At 70.8% G+C, this 20,595-nt stretch carries 20 protein-coding genes; 16 read left to right on the top strand and 4 right to left on the bottom strand.

Annotation, left to right across the window (positions count from 1 at the left end):
* Nucleotides 1–50: 50 nt before the first annotated feature.
* Complete coding sequence (locus QA861_RS36490) at nucleotides 51–1,238, top strand: DUF6183 family protein (protein ID WP_334593012.1); 1,188 nt, start codon at nucleotides 51–53, stop codon at nucleotides 1,236–1,238.
* A gap of 236 nt (nucleotides 1,239–1,474) precedes the next feature.
* Here the strand turns inward: QA861_RS36490 and QA861_RS36485 are convergent, their stop codons facing one another.
* Together QA861_RS36485 and QA861_RS36480 are read right to left on the bottom strand one after the other, a co-directional pair.
* Nucleotides 1,475–1,669: a hypothetical protein gene (locus tag QA861_RS36485; protein ID WP_334593011.1), complete on the bottom strand. Its 195-nt coding sequence runs from the start codon at nucleotides 1,667–1,669 to the stop codon at nucleotides 1,475–1,477.
* 505 nt (nucleotides 1,670–2,174) lie between these two features.
* The gene (locus tag QA861_RS36480; RefSeq protein ID WP_334593010.1) at nucleotides 2,175–2,372 is read right to left on the bottom strand and encodes a hypothetical protein; all 198 of its coding nucleotides are present in this window, start codon (nucleotides 2,370–2,372) and stop codon (nucleotides 2,175–2,177) included.
* Nucleotides 2,373–2,526: 154 nt separating this feature from the next.
* Here QA861_RS36480 and lgoX point away from each other — a divergent pair, with 154 nt between their 5' ends.
* Nucleotides 2,527–4,494 carry an L-glutamate oxidase LgoX gene (lgoX, locus tag QA861_RS36475; protein WP_334593009.1) on the top strand — a complete coding sequence of 656 codons (1,968 nt, stop codon included), beginning with the start codon at nucleotides 2,527–2,529 and terminating at the stop codon, nucleotides 4,492–4,494.
* Nucleotides 4,495–4,515: 21 nt separating this feature from the next.
* On the opposite strand, the gene QA861_RS36470 is transcribed toward lgoX, so the two are convergent.
* Together QA861_RS36470 and QA861_RS36465 are read right to left on the bottom strand one after the other, a co-directional pair.
* Nucleotides 4,516–6,474, bottom strand: a complete 1,959-nt coding sequence (locus QA861_RS36470) for a CASTOR/POLLUX-related putative ion channel (protein ID WP_334593008.1) — start codon at nucleotides 6,472–6,474, stop codon at nucleotides 4,516–4,518.
* A gap of 580 nt (nucleotides 6,475–7,054) precedes the next feature.
* On the bottom strand, nucleotides 7,055–7,318 hold the full coding sequence (locus QA861_RS36465; protein WP_334593007.1) for an antitoxin VbhA family protein: 264 nt from the start codon (nucleotides 7,316–7,318) through the stop codon (nucleotides 7,055–7,057).
* Between the two features lie 43 nt (nucleotides 7,319–7,361).
* On the opposite strand from QA861_RS36465, the gene QA861_RS36460 reads away from it, so the two are divergent.
* The 14 genes from QA861_RS36460 to hypF all read left to right on the top strand — a co-directional run bounded on the left by QA861_RS36460 (nucleotide 7,362) and on the right by hypF (nucleotide 20,562).
* On the top strand, nucleotides 7,362–7,676 hold the full coding sequence (locus tag QA861_RS36460; protein ID WP_334593006.1) for a DUF6400 family protein: 315 nt from the start codon (nucleotides 7,362–7,364) through the stop codon (nucleotides 7,674–7,676).
* Nucleotides 7,663–7,920 carry a hypothetical protein gene (locus QA861_RS36455; RefSeq protein ID WP_334593005.1) on the top strand — a complete coding sequence of 86 codons (258 nt, stop codon included), beginning with the start codon at nucleotides 7,663–7,665 and terminating at the stop codon, nucleotides 7,918–7,920. Before QA861_RS36460 ends, QA861_RS36455 begins: the two co-directional genes overlap by 14 nt.
* Before the next feature lie 178 nt (nucleotides 7,921–8,098).
* Nucleotides 8,099–9,895 carry a hydrogenase maturation protein gene (locus QA861_RS36450; protein ID WP_334593004.1) on the top strand — a complete coding sequence of 599 codons (1,797 nt, stop codon included), beginning with the start codon at nucleotides 8,099–8,101 and terminating at the stop codon, nucleotides 9,893–9,895.
* A 48-nt stretch (nucleotides 9,896–9,943) separates the two neighbouring features.
* Nucleotides 9,944–11,032, top strand: coding sequence for an NADH-quinone oxidoreductase subunit B family protein (locus tag QA861_RS36445; RefSeq protein ID WP_334593002.1), 1,089 nt, complete (start codon nucleotides 9,944–9,946; stop codon nucleotides 11,030–11,032).
* Between the two features lie 84 nt (nucleotides 11,033–11,116).
* Nucleotides 11,117–12,901 (top strand): nickel-dependent hydrogenase large subunit, encoded by a 1,785-nt coding sequence (locus QA861_RS36440; RefSeq protein ID WP_053743760.1) that lies wholly within the window; start codon nucleotides 11,117–11,119, stop codon nucleotides 12,899–12,901.
* On the top strand, nucleotides 12,898–13,431 hold the full coding sequence (locus tag QA861_RS36435) for a NifU-related iron-sulfur-binding protein (RefSeq protein WP_334593000.1): 534 nt from the start codon (nucleotides 12,898–12,900) through the stop codon (nucleotides 13,429–13,431). The genes QA861_RS36440 and QA861_RS36435 overlap by 4 nt, the downstream gene beginning before the upstream one ends.
* The gene (locus tag QA861_RS36430) at nucleotides 13,428–14,090 is read left to right on the top strand and encodes a DUF5947 family protein (protein ID WP_334592999.1); all 663 of its coding nucleotides are present in this window, start codon (nucleotides 13,428–13,430) and stop codon (nucleotides 14,088–14,090) included. The genes QA861_RS36435 and QA861_RS36430 overlap by 4 nt, the downstream gene beginning before the upstream one ends.
* Nucleotides 14,087–14,779: a DUF6084 family protein gene (locus QA861_RS36425; RefSeq protein ID WP_334592998.1), complete on the top strand. Its 693-nt coding sequence runs from the start codon at nucleotides 14,087–14,089 to the stop codon at nucleotides 14,777–14,779. Before QA861_RS36430 ends, QA861_RS36425 begins: the two co-directional genes overlap by 4 nt.
* Nucleotides 14,776–16,206, top strand: a complete 1,431-nt coding sequence (locus QA861_RS36420) for a hypothetical protein (protein ID WP_334592997.1) — start codon at nucleotides 14,776–14,778, stop codon at nucleotides 16,204–16,206. Before QA861_RS36425 ends, QA861_RS36420 begins: the two co-directional genes overlap by 4 nt.
* A complete protein-coding gene (locus QA861_RS36415; RefSeq protein WP_334592996.1) occupies nucleotides 16,203–16,769 on the top strand; it encodes a hydrogenase maturation protease in 567 nt (188 codons plus the stop codon). Before QA861_RS36420 ends, QA861_RS36415 begins: the two co-directional genes overlap by 4 nt.
* Nucleotides 16,766–16,870 (top strand): DUF6893 family small protein, encoded by a 105-nt coding sequence (locus QA861_RS47270; protein WP_373431119.1) that lies wholly within the window; start codon nucleotides 16,766–16,768, stop codon nucleotides 16,868–16,870. The genes QA861_RS36415 and QA861_RS47270 overlap by 4 nt, the downstream gene beginning before the upstream one ends.
* Nucleotides 16,871–17,011: 141 nt before the next feature.
* Nucleotides 17,012–17,419 carry a hydrogenase maturation nickel metallochaperone HypA/HybF gene (locus tag QA861_RS36410; protein ID WP_334592995.1) on the top strand — a complete coding sequence of 136 codons (408 nt, stop codon included), beginning with the start codon at nucleotides 17,012–17,014 and terminating at the stop codon, nucleotides 17,417–17,419.
* Nucleotides 17,420–17,422: 3 nt separating this feature from the next.
* Nucleotides 17,423–18,190, top strand: a complete 768-nt coding sequence (gene hypB, locus QA861_RS36405; RefSeq protein ID WP_334592994.1) for a hydrogenase nickel incorporation protein HypB — start codon at nucleotides 17,423–17,425, stop codon at nucleotides 18,188–18,190.
* Nucleotides 18,187–20,562 (top strand): carbamoyltransferase HypF, encoded by a 2,376-nt coding sequence (gene hypF / locus QA861_RS36400; RefSeq protein WP_334592993.1) that lies wholly within the window; start codon nucleotides 18,187–18,189, stop codon nucleotides 20,560–20,562. Before hypB ends, hypF begins: the two co-directional genes overlap by 4 nt.
* The last annotated feature ends 33 nt before the right edge of the window (nucleotides 20,563–20,595 follow it).

The following is a 20,595-nucleotide window of genomic DNA, read 5'->3' as shown; positions in this document are numbered from 1 at the left end:
GCGCGTATGCCTCAGCAAAGCTACTCGATGCCTGCTCGTAGACTTCCGGCGTGAACGACAACGATGCGTCGCCCGGCGACACTGCTTCCCGCCGGCCCCACTGGGAACAGTCCAGCCCGGCAGAGCTGAAGCAGCTTGCCGAGTCCCGCCCGGCCGAACTGTACGAAGCGGCACGGCAGTTGTGTCGTTCGGCGTTCAGTGAAGGGAGCGAAGGACGCACGGTGGCGCGCGTCCTAGGACGGATCGTCGACGCTCTCGCCGACACGCGCTCCCGGGACTGCGCGAGGTTCGTCGTGGACATCGTGGGGTTGTTCCCCCAACTAGGACCCGAGTTGCTGGAGGAAGGCGACCGGCTCCGGCGTTCGGCGGCTGAGAAGTTGGTCAAGGCGCAGCAACTGCGTGATCTGGCAGCTCTGTTCGGGGAACTTCCCGAGCGGCTCGATGATCCAGCCGTGGAGGTACGGGCCTGCATTCTCGGGGAGCTCGCCATGATCGGCGCGGGGCGTGGCCGGCCCGTACTGGACGCTTACGCGGAGAGACTGCGCGACTTGCGGCACCCGTTGGCCCGGTTGCCGAGGACGCGGCTGGATGTCGAGCACCGGTTCGGGGTTCGTGTGCGGGGCCTCGGGTCGGTGAAGACCTCGGAGCAGCTTCGTTCGCGGTTCCCCGAGGTTTCCGCCACCGACGGCGGTGCGGAAGGCGGGCGTAAGGCCGTTGAGAGTGCCGAGGCCGGGCGGGCGGGGGCGGTTGCCGAGCCCTTTGTCGTCAGTGGCTGGTCCCGTGAGCCCGAGGCGCGTTTCTTCGCGCTGCCTGACCCGCTCGGGCCGGACGACTTCAACGTCGCGTTCATCAAGGAACTGCCCCTGGCTTGTCTGGAGGGCGAGGGTACGCGCCGGGGCGTGGCTGTCAGCTGCCGTACAACGCCCGACGATGTGATCAACGAACTGTTCGCGGCAGCGCACCACGGCGGCGTGAACGGGCAGGGGCAGGGTGGTGCGTACGCCCGGCTGTACGCCTGGAACAGTCTGTACGCGCTGATGGGGCTGCCCGGCGACCTCCCGTTCCTGGACGCGGCGCGGCTCGTCGCCGATCACCGGTGGCTGCGGTTCATGGCGTTCACGGACTGGTTCCATCACGACACGGCGGACGTTGCCTTCGCCGTACTCGATCCCACTGGCACTCGGGTCGCAGTGCTGGCGGCGACGGACACCGACAGCGACTCCCACTCTGACTTCTAGACCAGTTGCGTCAGTCCAGGCGCCCGGGGCCGCGCATGCTGACCCGGAGGCGGCCGCGTCAACCCGTGGCGGTGATGAGCCCGTCCAGCAGCTGCTCCAACAGGCTGTTGTCACCGAAAAAGCTCTTCACCGACGCGTCCTCGTTGCGCTGAGCGTCCATGCCCGACCAGTTCACGTCGTATCCCGCGTCCGCGCTGAGCTGGCTCAGGAACGCCCGTTGGGAACGGCCGTTGCCCTCACGGAACGGATGAGAGGACGTTCATGTCGCAGTACAGCTCGGCGAGTTGGAAGAGGAATTCCTGGCGCGGGAGACCCCGCAGATGGCCGGAGGAGGTGACGCGGCCGAAGACCTCTCCGGCGTAGGGCGCCAGGTTCTCGCCGGGCAGAACGGTGTGCGCTTGGCGATGTCTGTGCGTAATTCCCCTGCCCACGTACAGATGTCGCCGAAGATCGCGGCGTGGAACGCCTGGAGATGGCCGAGGTCGTACGCGCCGGGTAGGGGTCGTTCGGTGAGCATGACGAGGCGCGCCCGAGTGATGTCCGCTTCCGCTGCCGCGAGTAGCTGATGGTCTGCGATGCCGAGCTTTGTTGTGCAGGTAGCCATCAAGGTAGCCACGGAAACGTCCTCCCTGCACGTATGTGCAGGTCATAGCGCTGCGGTGACTCTCCCCGGCGTACAGCCCGACTCGTCTGCCGCCACCTGCGGCTTTGCCTGGGGAAGGGCCTCTGACCTGAGTCGGAGGTCCTTTCCGGTCTTTCGGGGGCTTGCCGCGTTAGGCGGCGAAAAGTCCCTCGGAAGTCCCTCGGAAGTCCCTCAGTCAGCACTGAAAGTCCCTGAAAAGTCCCTGAAAATCCCTGGAGCGGAGGGACGGGCGAGGCTTCTGAGCTGGTTGGTCGCGACAGCCGCCGACAGGGGGTGGTCTTGGCTCGGCCGGATTACGCGGCCCCGACGTTGACCATCGTGTCGGTCCGCACGGCCCATTTGATCATGGGGGAGTCGCCCGGACGGATCATGTGGCATTGCCTGGCCATGCTGGGCTGAAGACGCAGAGCGGCGTCGGCGATGCTCGCGCCGCCGACCCCAAGTCGGGTCGCCCAGCCGGCCGCTTCCTGCTCGGCCTCGGGGTGAGCCACGCCGGGATGGCGGAACGGTACGCCGGACCGAAGGCCACCCGTACGAAACTCAGTTCGTCAGCACGGGACGGCGCGTGACGCACGTCCGGGTGGTACTTCCCCGCGCGGGTGCATTCTGGCCGTTCGGGTCCTGGCGGGCGGCAAGAGTTGGGTCATGATCACGGATCCCGATGCCAACTCCGAAACCCCTGAATCTCCCGGAACCCCCGGCGGGCCCGCACCGGCGCCCTCCCGCCAGCCCTCCCGCCGTACCGTCATCGCCGGCGCGGCCGCCGTCGCCGGAGCCGGCGGGCTGACGGTCGCCGCCACCTCCACCGGGACCGCGCAGGCCGCCCCCGCCACTGCGGTCGCCGACTGGGGCGCCTGCCTGACGATCGCCCGGGCCATCCTCGTACGGGACGACGAGGACCAGCCGCTCGTACCGCGCTACGCCGACATCCTCCTGAAGAACGGTCTGCCCCGCTCGCGCCGCCCCGGCAAGAAGGTGCTGATCGTCGGCGCCGGGCCGGCCGGCCTCACCGCCGCACACCTCCTGCGCGAGGCCGGCCACCAGGTCACCGTCATCGAGGCCAACGCCAACCGGGTGGGCGGCCGGATCAAGACCTTCCGCACCGGCGGCCACGAGAACGCCGCCCAGCCTTTCGCCGACCCGAAGCAGTACGCCGAGGCCGGCGCGATGCGCATCCCCGACAGCCACCCGCTGGTCACCGGACTGATGGACAGCCTCGGCCTCAAGCGCCGTCGCTTCTACCTGGTCGACGTGGACGGGGCCGGCCGCCCCGCCTACCGGACGTGGATCTACGTCAACGGTATCCGCGTCCGCCGCGCCGACTACGCGCGCGCCCCGCAGGCGCTCAATCGTTCCTTCGGAGTGCCGCAGGCGTACGAGTCCGTCCCCTCCTCGCAGATCGTCCGCGACGCCTTCGCCCCCGTACGCAAGGAGATCGAGGGCAAGAAGGACAAGGAACTCGTCGAGGGCTGGGCACGCGTCATCCAGCGCTACGGCCACATGTCGATGTACCGCTTCCTGACGGAGGAGGCCAGGCTTGACGAGCGGACCATCGACCTGATCGGAACCGTCGAGAACCTCACCTCCCGCCTCCACCTCGCCTTCGTGCACAGCTTCATCGGTGCCTCCCTGATCAGCCCCGACACCGCCTTCTACGAACTGCCCGGCGGCACCGCCACCCTGGTTGACGCGCTGTACGCCCGGGTGAAGGACCTCGTACGGCTCGACCGCCGTGCCACCCGCATCACCCACGGCGAGGGCAAGGTCACCGTCGAGACCGTCTCCGAGGGCCGCGGCGGCAGCCCCGTGCGGCGTGAGACCTTCACCGCCGACACCGCCATCATCACCGTCCCCTTCTCCGGGCTGCGCCACATCCCCATCGCCCCCGCGCTCTCCTACGGCAAGCGGCGCGCGGTCACCGAGCTGCACTACGACGCCGCCACCAAGGTGCTGCTCGAATTCAGCCGCCGCTGGTGGGAGTTCGACGAGGCCGACTGGAAGCGCGAGCTGGAGGCCGTGCAGCCCGGCCTGTACCGCAAGTACCAGACCGGGCAGACCCCGACGGACGGAACCCTGCTGGGTTCCCACCCCTCCGTACCCGAGGGCCACATCTCCCCAGGCCAGCGCTCCCACTACGCCGCCTGCCGCGTGGTCACCCGCGACCAGCCCGAGGCGGCCGGCGTCATCGGTGGCGGCTCGGCCACCGACAACCCCAACCGCTTCATGTTCCAGCCCTCCTACCCCGTCGAAGGCAGCCCCGGCGGCGTCATCCTCGCCTCCTACAGCTGGTCGGACGACGCCCTGAAGTGGGACTCCCTGGACGACGAGGAGCGCTACCCGCGCGCCCTCGCCGGGGTCCAGGAGGTGTTCGGGCAGCGCATCGAGGTGTTCTACACCGGCGTCGGCCGCACCCAGTCCTGGATGCGCGACCCGTACGCCTACGGCGAGGCGTCCGTACTGCTGCCCGGCCAGCACACCGAGCTCTTCTCCCACGTCCGAAAGGCCGAGGGCAACCTGCACTTCGCCGGCTGCCACACCTCCATCAAGCCCGCGTGGATCGAGGGAGCCCTGGAATCCGCGGTGCGGACCGCCATGGAAGCGCATACGGCGTAGCGGGCCGCCCCGGCTGCGCCGTCAGCTCTCGGCGAGCACGATCAGCCAGTCCTCCTCGGAGAACCGGACCCGCTGCCGCTTGTCGGGGTTGATCCGCACCCCGTAGTCGGGGCCCGTGGCGCTCCGCGCGCGCAGCCGGTAGCCGACCGCGCATTCCCGGCGCCGCCGCGCCGACTCGACGGCGGTGGCGAACGAGACCTCATGGCCGGCCCGGACGTAGTCCGCGGCCGGCTTGAGGTGGAACTCGTGGCCCTCGGCCTTGAACAACTCCTCGAAGACCTCGGCGAGATACGGGCTCTGTGAGATCTGGGTCATCAGAAGGCTGATCAGCCTGCCGCTCACGATGAAGTCGGCGCTGTCCCGGGCGGGCGCGAGGAGCCGGTTGCCGTCGTCGGACATCTCGGTGGTGAGCGTGAGTTCCCGCTGCGCGGCGTCCCCGACGGCCCGCAGATGCAGCAGGGTGAGCAGTGTCCTGTCGTCCGCCCGCGACTCCGGGTTCGGCACCGGAGCGAGGGAGGTGACGGGCGTGTCCGAGGCCGAGCCGCAGGCCGGGGCCGCGAGTTCCGTCTCACCGATCACGATCACGCTGTCGTACGAGGGCACGTCCAGCTTGGCCAGGGTGCGCGGGTCGGTGATGTCCCCGTCGTGGAAGGAGACTTCGAGGTGGGACAGCTCGGCCGTGACGGCTCGGGCGCCGCGCGTGGCCGCGTACTCGCCGAGCGCCACGACGTCCAGGGTGGTTCCCGGGCTCACGTACTGGTCGAGCTGCTCGATGACGAGCGGGGCGCGGCGGTTCCAGCCGAGCAGGAGAAGACGTTCGGCCTGGACGGTCCGGGGCCCGACCGTCACGATCGCGTCCTCCTCGACATGGGAGGCCACATCCGCCCGCATGGCCGTGTCGTCGTCCTGGGAGATGACGATGATCCGGTCGGCCGGGCCGATCGCCGCCCCCGGATCCGGATTGAGGGTGACGCTCCCGTCGGTGTGCAGCAGGCCGACCGCCGAGGACGTGGCGAACGACAGCAGCGCTTCGCCGAACGTACGCCCCACCAGGCCCCCGGCGGCGACCGGGTAGAACTCGTCTCCCTCGAAGTCCAGCAACTCCGAGTAGACGAGCGAGAGGCCGGGCTGCCGGGCCGTCGAGACGAGGAGCCGGGCGACGATGTCGTCGACGCACAGGACGTGTCCCGCGGGCCCGGCGGCCAGCCTGGCGGTCATGTGGTTGCGGGAGTCACGGACGGCGGCGATCACCACCGCTTCCCCCTCTCCGAACCCGGGGACAGCCGCGTCGAGAGCGAGCAGCGTCTTCACCACGTGGGCGTCACCGGTGTCCCCGGTGGGAGGCAGCACCAGCACCGCCTTCGCGGTGCGCGGACTCACCCGGCACAGCTCGGTGGGGTCGGTGGTGCTCCCGTTGCGGCAGATGATCCGCGTCCTGCCACTGTCGCTGACGCGGGTGGAGATCTCGTCCTCCATCCACACCTTGTCCTGCGCGGCAAGCACGGCGACGGCGGAGCGGCGCTGGTTCGCATTGGCGGCCACCAGCTCCCCGATCACGGGAAAGACCTGGTCCGACCACCCCAGGACGACGGTGTGCCGCGTCTCCAACACGGTGGAGTGGCCCAGGCGCAGCGACATGATGCGCCGGTTGATGCCCGTGGTGATCAGACTGACCAGGGTCGACACGAAGAGCAGCGCCACCAGCGCGAGCGATACGGAAGCCAGCACGTAGAGCGGGGAGCCGACCGCACCCCCGATCTTCAGCGTCTGGCCGACGCTGACCCACACGGCGGTGAGCCGGCCGGAGAGCGTGGCCGGAGCGGCCCGGTCGGACCAGACAAGGACCATGCTCGCCGGAACGACGACGGCGAGGCAGGCCAGGGCGAGCCAGCCGATTAGCGCGGTCGTTCCCCCCGAGACCAGATGGTCGAAGCGGTACCGGAGACGGAGCCGGAGTGACGTCGTGTGCTGCTGCGCCACACAAGCTCCCGTACATGATCGACGCGCCGAGCGGAGCGGCTGCCCGCCACTCCAGACGTCACCCTAGGCAGATCGCTGCTCCCGCCCCCCTTGAATCGACCGACCTCACTCAGAGGTATGAACGCACCACGGAAGCGCCAGGCAGGGTGTCGAGCGCGACGTCGGTGATCGGGTGCAGCGCCGTGCGGGGGAAGGGCCGTGTGGAGGACGTTCATGTCGCCGTAAGCACGGCCAGTTGGACGACGAACTCCTGCCGGGGGGAGATTGCGGAGTCGGCCGGACGAGGCGAGACGACCGAAGACCTCTCCGGCGTACGGGACCAGGTTCCTCGCCGGGCAGAACGGGGTGCGCTTGGCGATGTTCACGGTACGTAACCCGCCCGCCCAGGGATATATGTCGCCGAAGATCACGGCGTGGAACGCCTGGAGATGGACGAGGTCGTACGCGCCGGGCAGGGGGCGTTCGGCGAGCATGATGAGGCGTGCCCGGGTGATGTCCGCCTCGGCTGCCGCGAGCTGCTGATGGTCGGTGATGCCGAGTCTGTTGCGCAGCACGCCGCCCGGCATGGCGTACGGATCGTTCACCCCGCCCGTCGCTCCGCGGTCTGTCGGTGACGGGCGATCGCGCGGGCGACAAGGGTGTCCGCGTCGACGTCGCCCTTCACATACGCCTCGGTGTCGCGGTCCGAGGCATCGGAGGCGTGCAGCCCCTCGGCCTCGATGGAGCCGGTGGCCGAGGCGACAGCCGTACGTCGTGCCGCCCGGCCGCTCAGCGCCTCGGAATCCGGGCGGAGAGTGGTCCGCCCCCGGGCCGCCGTGTCCCGACCTGTTGTGACTTCTCCCACCTGCTCTTGTCGGGACGGGGAACGCCTACCTACGTTCGGTCGCATGTCCTCCCATGGCCGCCCCCTTCCTGGCGAACCGGACGAACCCGCCGAGGCGAGCAGGCCTTCTGCGGATCGACCCGGTGCGCTCCCGACGGCCGACTTCTCCGTCGACCTGAGTTCACACGAAATGCTCCGGCGCGCTCATGTCCTCGACGCCCTCGGCCCCGACTGGGACCCCCTCGCCGCGCTGCGCGGTGAGGAGGCGGCGTACGAGCTGCTCTACTCCGGCCTCAGCGCGGAGCAGCAGCGGGTGTACGACGAGCTGGTCTCGGCCGGTGTGCTGCCGCGGAGAGGGGACGGCCATGCTGCCGCTTGACCCGCAGGCCGACATCGGGCGTCGTGCCTGGGTGGCCTGCCCGAACTGCGACGACCGTCGTGGGTGCGGCACCTGTGAGCAGGGGCGTACCTGCTCCGAGCACTGGCGCTACCTGCTCTCCAACGTCGGCAGCCTGCTCCACCTGCAGTGCCGGTCGTGCACCCACATCTGGACCCACGAGACCCATTTCGGTGCCACCCGCTCCCCTTGGGAGCGCATCACCAGCGGCCTGCGACGACAGTGATCGTGCTCAACGGCTGACTCGGTGAGCCCGGTCCGGCTTGGCCGGTGAGGCCGGACGGTGGATCCTCCCCGCGATTCGGATGACCTCACCGCCTGTCGTCGGGGACGGCGGGCTGCCGTAACCGAGGATCGCGGTCGGCGGTCATCCCTGCCTGCCGTCCGTCCTCCCGGAGGCAGCCGTGCACATCCTTCTCCTGGCCAGCGCGTTCAACAGCCTCACCCAGCGCGCCCACGCCGAACTGCGCGACCGCGGCCACACCGTGGCCGTGGAACTCGCCCTGCCCGACAGCCCGCTGCCGGAAGCCGTACGGAGGCACGCACCGCAGCTCGTCGTGGCGCCGATGCTGAAGACGGCGATCCCCGAGGAGGTGTGGACGGCCTACACCTGCCTCGTCGTCCATCCCGGGCCCGTGGGCGACCGGGGACCGTCCTCCCTGGACTGGGCGATCCACGAGGGCGTCGAGGAGTGGGGCGTCACCGTCCTGCAGGCCGACGCGGAGATGGACGCCGGTGACGTGTGGGCCTCCGTTTCGTGCCGGATTCCCCAGGTGTCCAAGAGCGAGCTGTACCGGGGTGAGATCGCCGACGCCGCGATCGAGGCCGTCCTGCTCGCGGTGGAGCGCTTCGCCGGGGGCACCTACGTACCGCGTGAGCAGGACGCGGCCGGCACGGCCGGGGCTCGTCCCCGCTCCCGTCCGTACCTCGACCAGAGTGTCCGGCGGATCGACTGGGCCGAGGACTCCACCGAGGACGTTGTGCGCAAGCTGAGAGCGGCGGACTCGCAGCCCGGTGTGCTGGACGAGCTGTTCGGTGGTGAGTGGTATCTGCATGGCGGTCATCCGGAGAGCGTGCTGCGCGGCCGTCCGGGCGAGCTGCTGGCCACCCGGGCCGGAGCGGTCTGCCGGGCCACGAGGGACGGCGCCGTGTGGATCCCCGAACTGAGGCCCCGGCGCGGCCCCGGGCAGCCGCCCACGTTCAAACTGCCCGCGGTGAAGGCCCTGGGCGACCGGCTGCCGCCGCTGCCCGAGCGCGCCCTGCCCCTGTTGCCCGAGGCGCGGCTCGGTACCTGGACGGACATCGGTTACCGGGAGGAAGGGAACGTGGGCTTCCTGTCGTTCTCCTTCCCCGGCGGCGCCATGAGTACGGAGCAGTGCCGACGTCTGCTGGACGCCTACCGGGAAGCGTGCGCGCGGCCCACGTCGGTGCTCGTGCTGGGCAGCGAGCGGGACTTCTTCTCGAACGGGATCCATCTCAACGTCATCGAGGCCGACGACGACCCCGCTGCCGAGTCCTGGGCGAACATCAACGCCATCGACGATCTGGTCGAGGCGGTGCTGACGACCACGGACCGGCTGGTGGTCTCGGCGGTCGCGGGCAACGCAGCGGCCGGCGGGGTGATGCTCGCCCTGGCGGCCGACGAGGTGTGGTGCCGCTCCGGAGCTGTGCTGAATCCCCACTACCGTCTGATGGGCCTGTACGGCTCGGAGTACTGGACGTACACCCTGCCGCGCAGGGTGGGTGCCGCGGCGGCGGAACGGCTGATGCGTGAGGCGCTGCCGGTGAGCTCGGCGGGCGCGGTTCGCCTCGGGCTCGTCGATCGGGTGGTCGATTGCGGTCCTGACGAGTTCGGGCGGGAGGTCGGCGGCCTGGCGGCGCGTCTGGCGTCGCTTCCGGCGACGGCGTCGCGGATCGCCGCGAAGAAGACGGAACTGGACCTGCTGGAGAGCGCGACCCCGCTGGCCGGCTTCCGTGAGCGGGAGCTGGCCCGGATGCGCCGGACCTTCGGCGACCCGGACGCCCCGTATCACGCTCTGCGTCGTTCCTTCGTCCACAAGGAACGGCTGCCGCGCACCCCGCCGCACCTCGGTCCGGCCGCGGTTGCGCGAACCGGTCGGATCCCCTCTGCCGCCGATGTCACCGGAATGGCCCACGATGTCGCCGCGTCACGGCCGAGCGGCTGGTACGAAGAGGAATGACGGTCGAAATGCAGGCTTTCATCCCATACCTCCCCAGGAGGCGGTCCCATGACTGAGGCGACGCCGGACACGGTCGGCGCTGCGCACGCAGATGGCGCGCCCGCCGAGGAGACACCCACGATCCACATTCTCTGGATCAACGCGGGCCTGAGCTGCGACGGCGACTCGGTCGCGTTGACAGCGGCCATGCAGCCCAGCATCGAGGAGATCGTGCTCGGTGTGCTGCCGGGCCTTCCGAAGATCGCTGTCCACTGGCCGCTCATCGACTTCGAATGCGGTCCGGTCGGCGGCTCGGACACGTTCATCGAGTGGTTCTTCAAGGGGGAGCGGGGTGAGATCGACCCGTTCGTCCTGGTCGTCGAGGGCTCCGTCCCCAATGAGGCGATCAAGCCCGAGGGCTACTGGTGCGGCTTCGGTGACAACCCGGAGACCGGCCAGCCGATCACCACCAGCGAGTGGATCGACCGGCTCGCGCCGAAGGCACTGGCGGTCGTCGCCATCGGCACCTGCGCCACCTACGGCGGTATCCATGCCATGGCGGGCAACCCGACCGGCGCGATGGGCGTGCCGGACTACCTCGGCTGGGACTGGAAGTCCCACGCCGGAATCCCCATCGTGTGCGTCCCGGGCTGCCCCATCCAGCCCGACAACTTCTCCGAGACGCTCACCTATCTGCTCTACCAGGCGGCCGGCTCCGCCCCGATGATCCCGCTGGACGACAAGCTGCGTCCCACCTGGCTGTTCGGGGCCACCGTGCACGAGGGCTGCGACCGCGCGGGCTACTACGAACAGGGCCAGTTCGCCCTGTCGTACGACTCGCCGACGTGCCTGGTCAAGCTCGGCTGCTGGGGCCCGGTCGTCAAGTGCAACGTGCCCAAGCGTGGCTGGATGAACGGGATCGGCGGCTGCCCCAACGTCGGCGGTATCTGCATCGCCTGCACCATGCCCGGATTCCCCGACAAGTTCATGCCGTTCATGGACGAGCCCCCCGGCGCCAAGCTGTCCAGCAACGCCAGCGGGGCGTACGGCGCCGTGGTCCGCAAACTGCGGTCGATCACCGCCAGGACGGTGGACAAGGAGCCCAAGTGGCGCCGCACCGGAGACAAGATCACCACCGGCTACCGGCCCCCGTGGTGAGCACCCGCCGCACGTAGTCCGCGCCCCGCATCGGGCACCCCTCCCACACGAACCTCCCGCGCGACGAAGGGCACGGCACAGACGATGGCAACGAGTTCGAAGACGGCCGGCGACGGCAGTGGCCTGGTGGAGATGGCCTGGGACCCGATCACCCGGATCGTGGGCAGCCTGGGCATCCACACGAAGATCGACTTCAAGCAGAAGCGGGTCGCGGAGTGCTACAGCACGTCGTCGGTCTTCCGCGGCTACAGCGTCTTCATGCGCGGCAAGGACCCCCGCGACGCCCACTTCATCACCAGCCGCATCTGCGGCATCTGCGGCGACAACCACGCCACCTGCTCGGTGTACGCGCAGAACATGGCGTACGGAGTGAAGCCCCCGCACCTCGCCGAGTGGATCATCAACCTCGGCGAGTCGGCGGAGTACATGTTCGACCACAACATCTTCCAGGAGAACCTGGTCGGGGTCGACTACTGCGAGAAGATGGTCAGGGAGACCAACCCCGGCGTCCTCGAGCTCGCTGAGCGCACCGAGGCCCCGCACGCGGCCGAGCACGGCTACCGCACCATCGCCGACATCATGCGCTCGCTGAACCCCCTGGAAGGCGAGTTCTACCGCGAGGCCCTCCAGGTCAGCCGCTACACACGCGAGATGTTCTGCCTGATGGAGGGCCGCCATGTGCACCCCTCCACGCTCTACCCGGGCGGCGTCGGAACCATCGCGTCCGTGCAGCTCTTCACCGACTACCTCAGCCGACTGATGCGCTACGTGGAGTTCATGAAGCGCGTCGTGCCCCTGCACGACGACCTGTTCGACTTCTTCTACGAGGCGCTGCCCGGATACGAGGAAGTCGGCCGCCGGCGTGTCCTGCTCGGTTGCTGGGGCGCGCTCAACGACCCCGAGTACTGCGACTTCACCTACGCCAACATGACCGACTGGGGACGGAAGATGTTCGTCACCCCGGGCGTGATCGTCGACGGCAAACTCGTCACCAACGACCTCACCGAGATCAACCTCGGCATCCGCATCCTGCTCGGCAGCTCCTACTACGAGGACTGGCAGGGCCAGGAGCAGTTCGTCACCCACGACCCGCTCGGCAACCCGGTGGACCCGCGCCACCCGTGGAACCAGCACACCATCCCCGCCCCGCAGAAGCGGAACTTCGACGACAAGTACAGCTGGGTCATGTCACCCCGCTGGTTCGACGGCAAGGACCACCTCGCCCTGGACACCGGCGGCGGCCCGATCGCCCGTCTGTGGTCCACCGCGCTGTCGGGGCTCGTCGACATCGGGTACGTCAAGGCCACCGGCCACAGCGTGGTCATCAACCTGCCCCGCACCATGACCAAGCCGGAGACCACCTTCGAGTGGAAGATCCCGAAGTGGTCCAACGCCCTGGAACGCAACCGGGCCCGCACCTACTTCCAGGCGTACGCCGCCGCGGTCGCCCTGCACTGCGCGGAGAAGGGCCTCGCGGAGGTCCGCGCCGGACGCACCCAGACCTGGGAGAAGTTCGAGGTCCCGGACGAGGGCATCGGCGTCGGCTTCACCGAGGCGGTCCGCGGCGTCCTGTCCCACCACATGGTGATCCGCGACGGCAAGATCGCCAACTACCACCCGTACCCGCCGACCCCCTGGAACGCCAGCACCAGGGACAGCTTCGGCACGCCGGGCCCGTACGAGGACGCCGTGCAGAACACGCCCATCTTCGAGGAGAACACCCCGGAGAACTTCAAGGGCATCGACATCATGCGCGCCGTCCGCAGCTTCGACCCGTGTCTGCCCTGTGGCGTCCACATGTACGTCGGCGGCGGCAAGACGGTGAAGTCGATGCACGTACCCACCGGCCTGAGCGGACTGGGCGGATGAACGCGGCGACGGCGGTGGCGCCGGTGAACGCGGAGCAGACCGGACGCCGGGTCGAGGAGGTGCTGGAGCGACTCACCGCGAGCGGCGACCCGGCCGCCGCAGCGGCCGCCGAGGAACTCGTCCGCTCCCTCATGGACTTCTACGGTGCCGGTCTGGCCCGCATCCTCCACCTGCTCTCGTCCGCTCCCGGCGAACCGTCGGCGGGACTGCTCGGCGACGAACTGGTCGCGAGCCTCCTGGTCCTGCACGACCTGCACCCGGAGGACCGCGACACCCGCATCGCCCGGGCCCTGGAGAGGGTCCAGGAACACGCCCTGGACGTCGAGGCGTTCGACGAGACGAGCGGCACCCTGACCTTGCGGGCCAAGGAGGCCGGCGGCTGCGGTTGCGGCTCCGGCACCGGCGCCATCGAGGCCGCCGAGGCGGCGCTCGCCTGCTTCGCGCCGGAGGTCAGGGCCGTCGACCTGCGGAGCGCACCCACGGGGCCCACGCTCCTCCAGATCGGCACGGCACCGACGGGCGCCCGATGACGGCGTCCCCGGCGACGCGCCCACCCGGCCTGCGGAGGTTCCGCACCGAGCGGCCTCCGCAGCCCGAACGGTGCGAGCTGTGCGCCGTGACGGTGGAGGCGGGCCACCGTCATCTCGTCGACACCGAGAAACGCGCCCTCGTCTGCGCCTGCACCCCCTGCGCACTGCTGATGGAACAGCCGGGCGCCGCCGCGGGCCGCTTCCGCACGGTCCCTGCCCGCTACCTCACCGACCCCACGCACCGCCTCGACGAGAGCGCGTGGGACGCGTTGCAGATCCCGGTCGGCGTCGCCTTCCTCTTCCGCAACGCGGAGCTCGACCGACTGGTCGCGCTCTACCCGAGCCCGGCCGGCGCCACCGAGAGCGAACTCGACCCGGACACCTGGACGGACGTCCTCGGCGGCAGCCGCCTCGCCGAACTGCTCGAACCCGACGTGGAGGCACTGCTGCTGCGCCGCACCGACGGACACGGCGAGTGCCATCTCGTACCGATCGACATCTGCTACGAACTCGTCGGCCGCATGCGCCTGTTGTGGCAGGGCTTCGACGGCGGAGCCGAGGCCCGCGCCGCTCTGGAAGCCTTCTTCGCGGACGTCGCGCGACGCGTGCGGCCCGTGGGCGAGGCGGAACACCCGTTGAACGAGGGGGTGCGGCCGTGACGTCGTTCTCCTTCGCCTGTACCGGCGTCCGTGCCGACGGCTACGCCGCCGGACCGACCCTCGTCTTCCGGCTGCGCGTCACCGCGGCGGACAACGCACGCGTGCACGCCCTCGCACTGCGTTGCCAGATCCGCATCGAACCCGCCCGCCGCGGCTACGAGCCCGCCGAGGCCGACGGACTGGCAGACCTCTTCGGCGAACGCTCCCGCTGGGGCAGCACGCTCCAGCCGGTGCAGTTCGCCCAGGTCTCGGTCATGGTCCCGAGCTTCACCGGCGAGATCGAGACCGACCTCGCCGTGCCCTGCACGTACGACATGGACATCGCCGCCACCCGCTACCTCGCCGCCCTCGACGACGGCGAGGTGCCGCTGCTGATGCTGTTCTCCGGTACGGCGTTCACCGGAGCCGGCGGGTTCCAGGTCGAACCGGTCCCGTGGGACCGGGAGGCGGCCTTCCGGATGCCGGTCGCCACCTGGCGGGAGATGGTCGAGCAGCACTTCCCGGGGTGCGGCTGGATCCGGCTGCCCCGAGACACGATGGACGCCCTCGTCGCCTACCGCTCCCGGCACGCCCTGCCCTCCTGGGAGGCGACCCTCAAGGCTCTGCTCGACGCCGTCGCCGCCGACGAGCCGCCCGCGAGCGACCCGTTCCGCGCGCTCACCGCCACCATCGGAAGGACGGATCCGTGACCGTGACCGCCTTCGCCTCCGAGACGGAGAAGCGGTTCGCCTTCGCCCGGCAGGTTGCCGACGCCGTCCTCTTCGAGGGCTACGTGCTCTACCCGTACCGCGCCTCGGCGGCCAAGAACCGGCTGCGCTGGCAGTTCGGGGTGCTCGTACCGCCCGCCTGGGGTGCCGCGTGCGAGGAGCACGACTTCCAGCACACCGAGTGCCTGATGGAACCGAAGGCGGGCGCGACCCTCTCGGTCGAGGTGCGCTTCCTGCGCGCCCGGCGGCGCACGGTGCAGCGGGCCCGGCCGGACGGCACCTTCGAGACGGTCCCCGAACTCCGCCTCGACGACCGGGTGCTGGTGCCCTGGGACGAGGGGGACGAGGAGCGTGTCGAGGTGGTCGCGTCGGTGGACGAGCTCATCGGCGACGGCGTCACGCACGCCTTCCGGCGCCCCGCCCGCGAGGACACCGAACCGGTCCTCGACGCGTCCGGGAAAACCATCGGCCGACTGGTCCGCACGTGCGAGGAGATCAGCGGGACGCTCCGGCTGTCCGCCCGCGAACTCGACGGCCCCTACCGGACCCTGCGACTGACCGCCGTCGTCGAGAACGCCAGCGGCTGGACACCGCCCGAGGGCCGCGGCGCCGACCGGGACGCGGCGCTGCCGCACTCCTTGGTGGCCACCCACCTCCTCATGGCCCTCAGCGCCGGATCGTTCCTGTCGATGACCGATCCCCCCGAGTGGGCGAAAGGCGCGGTCGCGGCCTGCCGCAACCTGCACACCTGGCCCGTACTCGCCGGCGAACCCGGCAGCGCCGACCTCGTACTGTCGTCGCCGATCATCCTGGAGGACCATCCGGCCATCGCACCGGAGAGCCCCGGCGCGCTCTACGACGCCACCGAGATCGACGAGATCCTCGCCCTGCGCACCGCGGCCCTCACCGACGAGGAGAAACGAGAGGCCCGGGGCACCGACGAGCGGGCCGCAGCCGTGATCGACCTCGCGGACTCCATGCCCGCCGAGGTACTGGAGCGGCTGCACGGGGCGGTGCGGAGCCTGCGCGAGGTGACCGGCCCCGGTCCCGTCGCCTCGGCCGGGGGCTTTCCCGACGAGTACGGCGTACAGCGCCCGGACACGCCCTGGTGGGACCCCGCGAGCGACGCCGGTTTCGACCCCGAGCAGGACCGGGTGGTCGTGGAGGGCCGGTCGGTCGGCAAGGGGAGCCGCGTCGAGCTGCGCCCGGGCCTGCGGCACACCGACGCGCAGGACATCTTCCTGCGGGGCCGCACCGCGAAGGTCGAGGCGGTGCTGCACGACGTCGACGGCCTGGTGCACCTGGCGGTGACGGTCGAGGGCGACCCGGGCGCCGACATCCGCCGCGAGCAGGGACGGTTCCTGTACTTCCAGCCGGACGAAATCACCCCGCTGGAGGACGACGTATGAACCCTTCCCCGGGGTCAGGCCCGAGGACCCTCGTCGCCGGCATCGGCAACATCTTCCTCGGCGACGACGGCTTCGGCGTGGAGACCGTGCGCCGGCTCGCCGGGCGTGACCTGCCCGGACACATCGAGGCCGTGGACATCGGGGTGCGCGGGGTGCATCTCGCCTACCAGCTGCTGGACGGCTACGACACCCTCGTTCTCGTGGACGCCACGGCACGCGGTGAAGCCCCCGGCACGCTGTACGTGATCGAACACGACGTCGGCGGCGCGAGCCCTTCGCCCGCCGCCCCCGCGCTGGACGGCCACCGGATGACCCCCGACACCGTCCTGGCGCTGCTGGGCACGCTCTGCGCCGGCACCGGCACGGAGCCGCCAGGGCGCGTCCTGGTCGTCGGATGCGAACCGGCCTCGGTGGAGGAGGGCATCGGGCTCAGCGCGCCGGTGTCCCGCGCCGTACCGGAGGCCGTCCGGCTGATCGGGGAGTTGCTGGGAAACGGGGAGCCGGGAGAGTCCGCGCCGCGGGCCACGGCCGCCGGGATCTCGACAAGAGGAGAGACGGGATGAAGAAGATCGTCATCGGCGGAGCGGCCCTCGCCGCCATGGTCGTCGTCGCCGCCGAGGTCTACCCCGACCTCAGGCGCTACCTGCGGATCCGACGCATGTGAACCGGGGGCGCCACCCGGTGCGCCCTGCGTTGCGTCGAACGGCGTACCTGCCGGCCCATGACGGCGTGCCGGGTCGTACGGCCCGGCAGCGCGCGCCTCTAATGAAGGCCGACCGGAGGCAGGCCGCGAAAGGACGGGACCGTGCACGAGATGTCCGTCGCGCTGGCCGTCGTCGACCAGGTGGCCGAGGCCGCCGCGCGGGCCGGTGACGTCACAGCGGTGCGATCGGTACGGCTTCAGGTGGGCGAACTGGCCGGTGTCGTACCCGACGCGCTCGCGTTCTCCTTCGAACTGGCCTGCGCCGGAACGCTGCTGGAGGGCGCCGAACTGGTCACCGAAGCGGTGCCGGGGCGGGCGCGCTGCACTCCCTGCGCACACGAATGGGCCGTCGGCATGCCACCACGGCTGACCTGCCCCGGGTGCGGCGGAACGCGGACCGAACTGCTCGCGGGCCGGGAACTGCAGATCGTCGACGTGCACTGGGAGGACGGCCACAAGCACGGCACCCCGCAGCCGCCCACCCGCGAACCAATCTCCGAGGAGCGCTGAACCATGTGTCGTGTCGTCGACCTGCGGCAGGCCGTACTCGCCAAGAACGACGCGAGCGCCGACGAACTGCGCGCCCTTCTCGCGGAACGCGGCACCGCCGTCGTCAACCTGCTGTCCAGCCCGGGCAGCGGCAAGACCGCGCTGCTGGAGCGTGAACTGCTGCGGGCTCGGGAACGGTCGGTTCCCGTCGCGGCGCTGAGCGCCGATCTCGCCACCGAGAACGACGCGGCACGCCTGGCGCGTTCGGGCGTCCCGGTCAAGCAGGTACTCACCGACGGACTGTGCCATCTGGAGGCGGGGATGCTGGCCGGGCACCTGGACGGATGGCTGCCCGACGACACCCGGCTGCTGTTCGTGGAGAACGTCGGCAACCTGGTCTGCCCGGCCTCGTACGACCTGGGGGAGACGCTCCGGGTCACCCTCGCCTCCGTGACGGAGGGCGAGGACAAGCCGCTCAAGTACCCCACCGCCTTCGGCCTCGCCCATCTGGTCGTGATCACCAAGACCGACATCGCCGAGGCCGTCGAGTTCGACGAGGCCGCGTTCCGCGCGAACGTGGAGCGGGTCAACCCGGGAGTCGAGGTGATCCGGACCTCGGCACGCCGGGGGCAGGGAGTCGGCGCGCTCCTCGACCGGGCGCTGGCAGCCGCGGACGGCGCACCCGTCCACGCGCCGGTCATGGCCCGGCAGCACCGTCACCCGCACGCGGGCGGCGGTCACACCCACGCGCACCCGGAGGTCACCGGCACGATGGCGCACACCCACTCGTGAGCGGTCAGCGGGCGCAGGCCGCCGTCACGGAGGACACTCCGCGCCGCCGCCGGGTCACCGTCCGGGGCGTCGTACAGGGCGTCGGCTTCCGGCCCTACCTGTACGGCCTCGCCACCGAACTCGCCCTGGCCGGGCACGTGAGCAACACCCCGGAGGGCGTCGTCGTGGAGGTCGAGGGCACCGCCTCGGCCGTGGCCCGGTTCTGCGACCGGATCGCCGTCCAGGCACCCCCGCTGGCGCGCGTCGAGTCCGTCCACCACCGGGAGATGCCTCCCGCCGGCGGCACCACGTTCACCATCCTCACCTCCCGCACCGGCGGGGCCGCCCGCACCCTGGTCTCCCCGGACTCCGCCACCTGCGCCGACTGCCTCGCCGAACTGGCGGACCCGGCAGACCGGCGGTACCGCCATCCGTTCGTCAACTGCACCCACTGCGGCCCGCGCTTCACGATCGTCACCGGCGTGCCGTACGACCGGTCCCACACCACCATGGCCGGCTTCGCGATGTGCCCCGACTGCGCCCGGGAGTACGCGGATCCCGCCGACCGGCGTTTCCACGCGCAGCCGGTCGCCTGTCCCGCTTGCGGGCCGCGTCTGCGGCTGCTGGTCTCCGCGTCCGAGGAGGTCCCGGGGGCGGACCCGGTCGCCGGGGCCCGCGCACTGCTCGCGGACGGCGCGATCCTCGCCGTGAAGGGCCTGGGCGGCTACCACCTGGCCTGCGACGCCACGAACGAGACGGCGGTCGCGCTCCTACGACGACGCAAGGCACGCGGGGACAAGCCGTTCGCCGTCATGGCCAGGACTGCGGAAGACGTTCGGCACCTCGTTCGGCTGAGCCCCGAGGAGCGGGCCCTGCTCGAAGACCGGGTCCGGCCGGTCGTCCTGATGAGGTGGCGTCCGCACCCGTCCTACGCCCCCGGGGACCCCCGGCCCGCCGAGGCCGTCGCGCCCGGCAGCCCCGACCTCGGCGTGATGCTGCCGTACACCCCCCTCCACCACCTGCTGCTCGGCCTTCCCGGCGACGCGGACGGCCCCCGGCTGCTCGTCATGACCAGCGGCAACGTGTCCGGCGAGCCGATCGTCACCGACGACACCGAGGCGCTGGAGCGGCTCGCGCACCTGGCCGACGCGTGGCTCACGCACGACCGGCCGATCCACGTCCCGTGCGACGACTCCGTGGTCCGGGTCTGTGACGGGGAGACGATGGTGATCCGCCGCTCGCGCGGCTACACCCCGTTGCCGGTCTCCCTCCCGCTGCCCGTGCGGCCGGCCCTCGCTGTCGGCGGAGACCTGAAGAACGCCTTCTGTCTGGGCGCGGGACGCCACGCCTGGCTCTCGGCGCACATCGGCGACATGGACGACGTCGGTACCCAGCGTGCCTTCGAGCGTGCGGTGACGCAGCTGGAGTCCATCACGGGGGTGCGGCCCGAGACCCTGGTGTCCGACCGGCATCCCGGCTACCGCTCCGCCCGGTGGGCCGACCGGAACGCGGCACACCGGCCCGTCGTTCGCGTCCAGCACCATCACGCGCATGTCGCCGCCGCGATGGCCGAGCACGGGCGCGACGGCACCGCAGCGGTGATCGGCGTCGCCTTCGACGGCACCGGCCACGGCGACGACGGCGCCGTGTGGGGCGGGGAGTTCCTGCTCGCCGACTACGAGCGCTTCACCCGCTTCGGCCACCTCGCGTACGTCCCGCTGCCCGGCGGCGATGCCGCGGTGCGCCGGCCGTACCGCATGGCGCTGGCCCATCTGCGGGCGGCCGGGATCGACCGGTCCGCCGACCTCGCCTGTACGGTCGCCTGCCCGCCCGACGAACTCCGGCTTCTGGAACGGCAGTTGGAACGCGGCCTGAACTGTGCCCCCACGTCCAGCATGGGACGGCTCTTCGACGCGGTGTCCTCTCTCGCCGGTGTGTGTCACCGAGCCGGATACGAGGCACAGGCCGCCATCGAGCTGGAGGGGGCGGCGCTGCGCGCACCCGCCGAGGACACGACCGCGTACGCCTTCGCCCTGCACACGTCGCGGGAGAACGGGGGCGGTGCCGTACGGATCGATCCGGCACCCGTGCTCGCGGCGATCGTCGGCGACCTGCGCGCGGGCGTCGAACCGGCCCTGGTCGCGGCCCGCTTCCACCGGGGCGTGACCGGCCTGGTGCACCTGGTCTGCGCGCGGGCGCGAGAGCGGCACGGGCTGGACACGGTCGCCCTGACGGGAGGCGTGTTCGCGAACACGCTGCTCTCCTCGGCCTGTGCCGCCGCCCTGCGCGCGGACGGCTTCACGGTCCTGCGGCACCAGCTGGTGCCGCCCAACGACGGCGGCTTGGCACTGGGCCAGCTGATGGTGGCCGCCCGGGCCACTCCCGCCGACTGAGCAACGCGACGCGACCCCCACAGCGAGGAGAGG

The organism is Streptomyces sp. B21-083 (assembly GCF_036898825.1).
Classification (GTDB): Bacteria; Actinomycetota; Actinomycetes; order Streptomycetales; family Streptomycetaceae; genus Streptomyces.
The sequence above is the reverse complement of the archived record's forward strand: the minus strand, read 5'-3'. Positions and strand labels throughout refer to the sequence as shown.

Bases quoted from the DNA above. Each gene is read 5' to 3' on its own strand.
- hypB (WP_334592994.1), top strand. From the start codon at position 17,423: ATGTGTCGTGTCGTCGACCTGCGGCAGGCCGTACTCGCCAAGAACGAC.
- QA861_RS47270 (WP_373431119.1), top strand. From the start codon at position 16,766: ATGAAGAAGATCGTCATCGGCGGAGCGGCCCTCGCCGCCATGGTCGTC.
- QA861_RS36440 (WP_053743760.1), top strand. From the start codon at position 11,117: ATGGCAACGAGTTCGAAGACGGCCGGCGACGGCAGTGGCCTGGTGGAG.
- QA861_RS36445 (WP_334593002.1), top strand. From the start codon at position 9,944: ATGACTGAGGCGACGCCGGACACGGTCGGCGCTGCGCACGCAGATGGC.
- QA861_RS36460 (WP_334593006.1), top strand. From the start codon at position 7,362: ATGTCCTCCCATGGCCGCCCCCTTCCTGGCGAACCGGACGAACCCGCC.
- QA861_RS36455 (WP_334593005.1), top strand. From the start codon at position 7,663: ATGCTGCCGCTTGACCCGCAGGCCGACATCGGGCGTCGTGCCTGGGTG.
- QA861_RS36435 (WP_334593000.1), top strand. From the start codon at position 12,898: ATGAACGCGGCGACGGCGGTGGCGCCGGTGAACGCGGAGCAGACCGGA.
- lgoX (WP_334593009.1), top strand. From the start codon at position 2,527: ATGATCACGGATCCCGATGCCAACTCCGAAACCCCTGAATCTCCCGGA.
- QA861_RS36430 (WP_334592999.1), top strand. From the start codon at position 13,428: ATGACGGCGTCCCCGGCGACGCGCCCACCCGGCCTGCGGAGGTTCCGC.
- QA861_RS36415 (WP_334592996.1), top strand. From the start codon at position 16,203: ATGAACCCTTCCCCGGGGTCAGGCCCGAGGACCCTCGTCGCCGGCATC.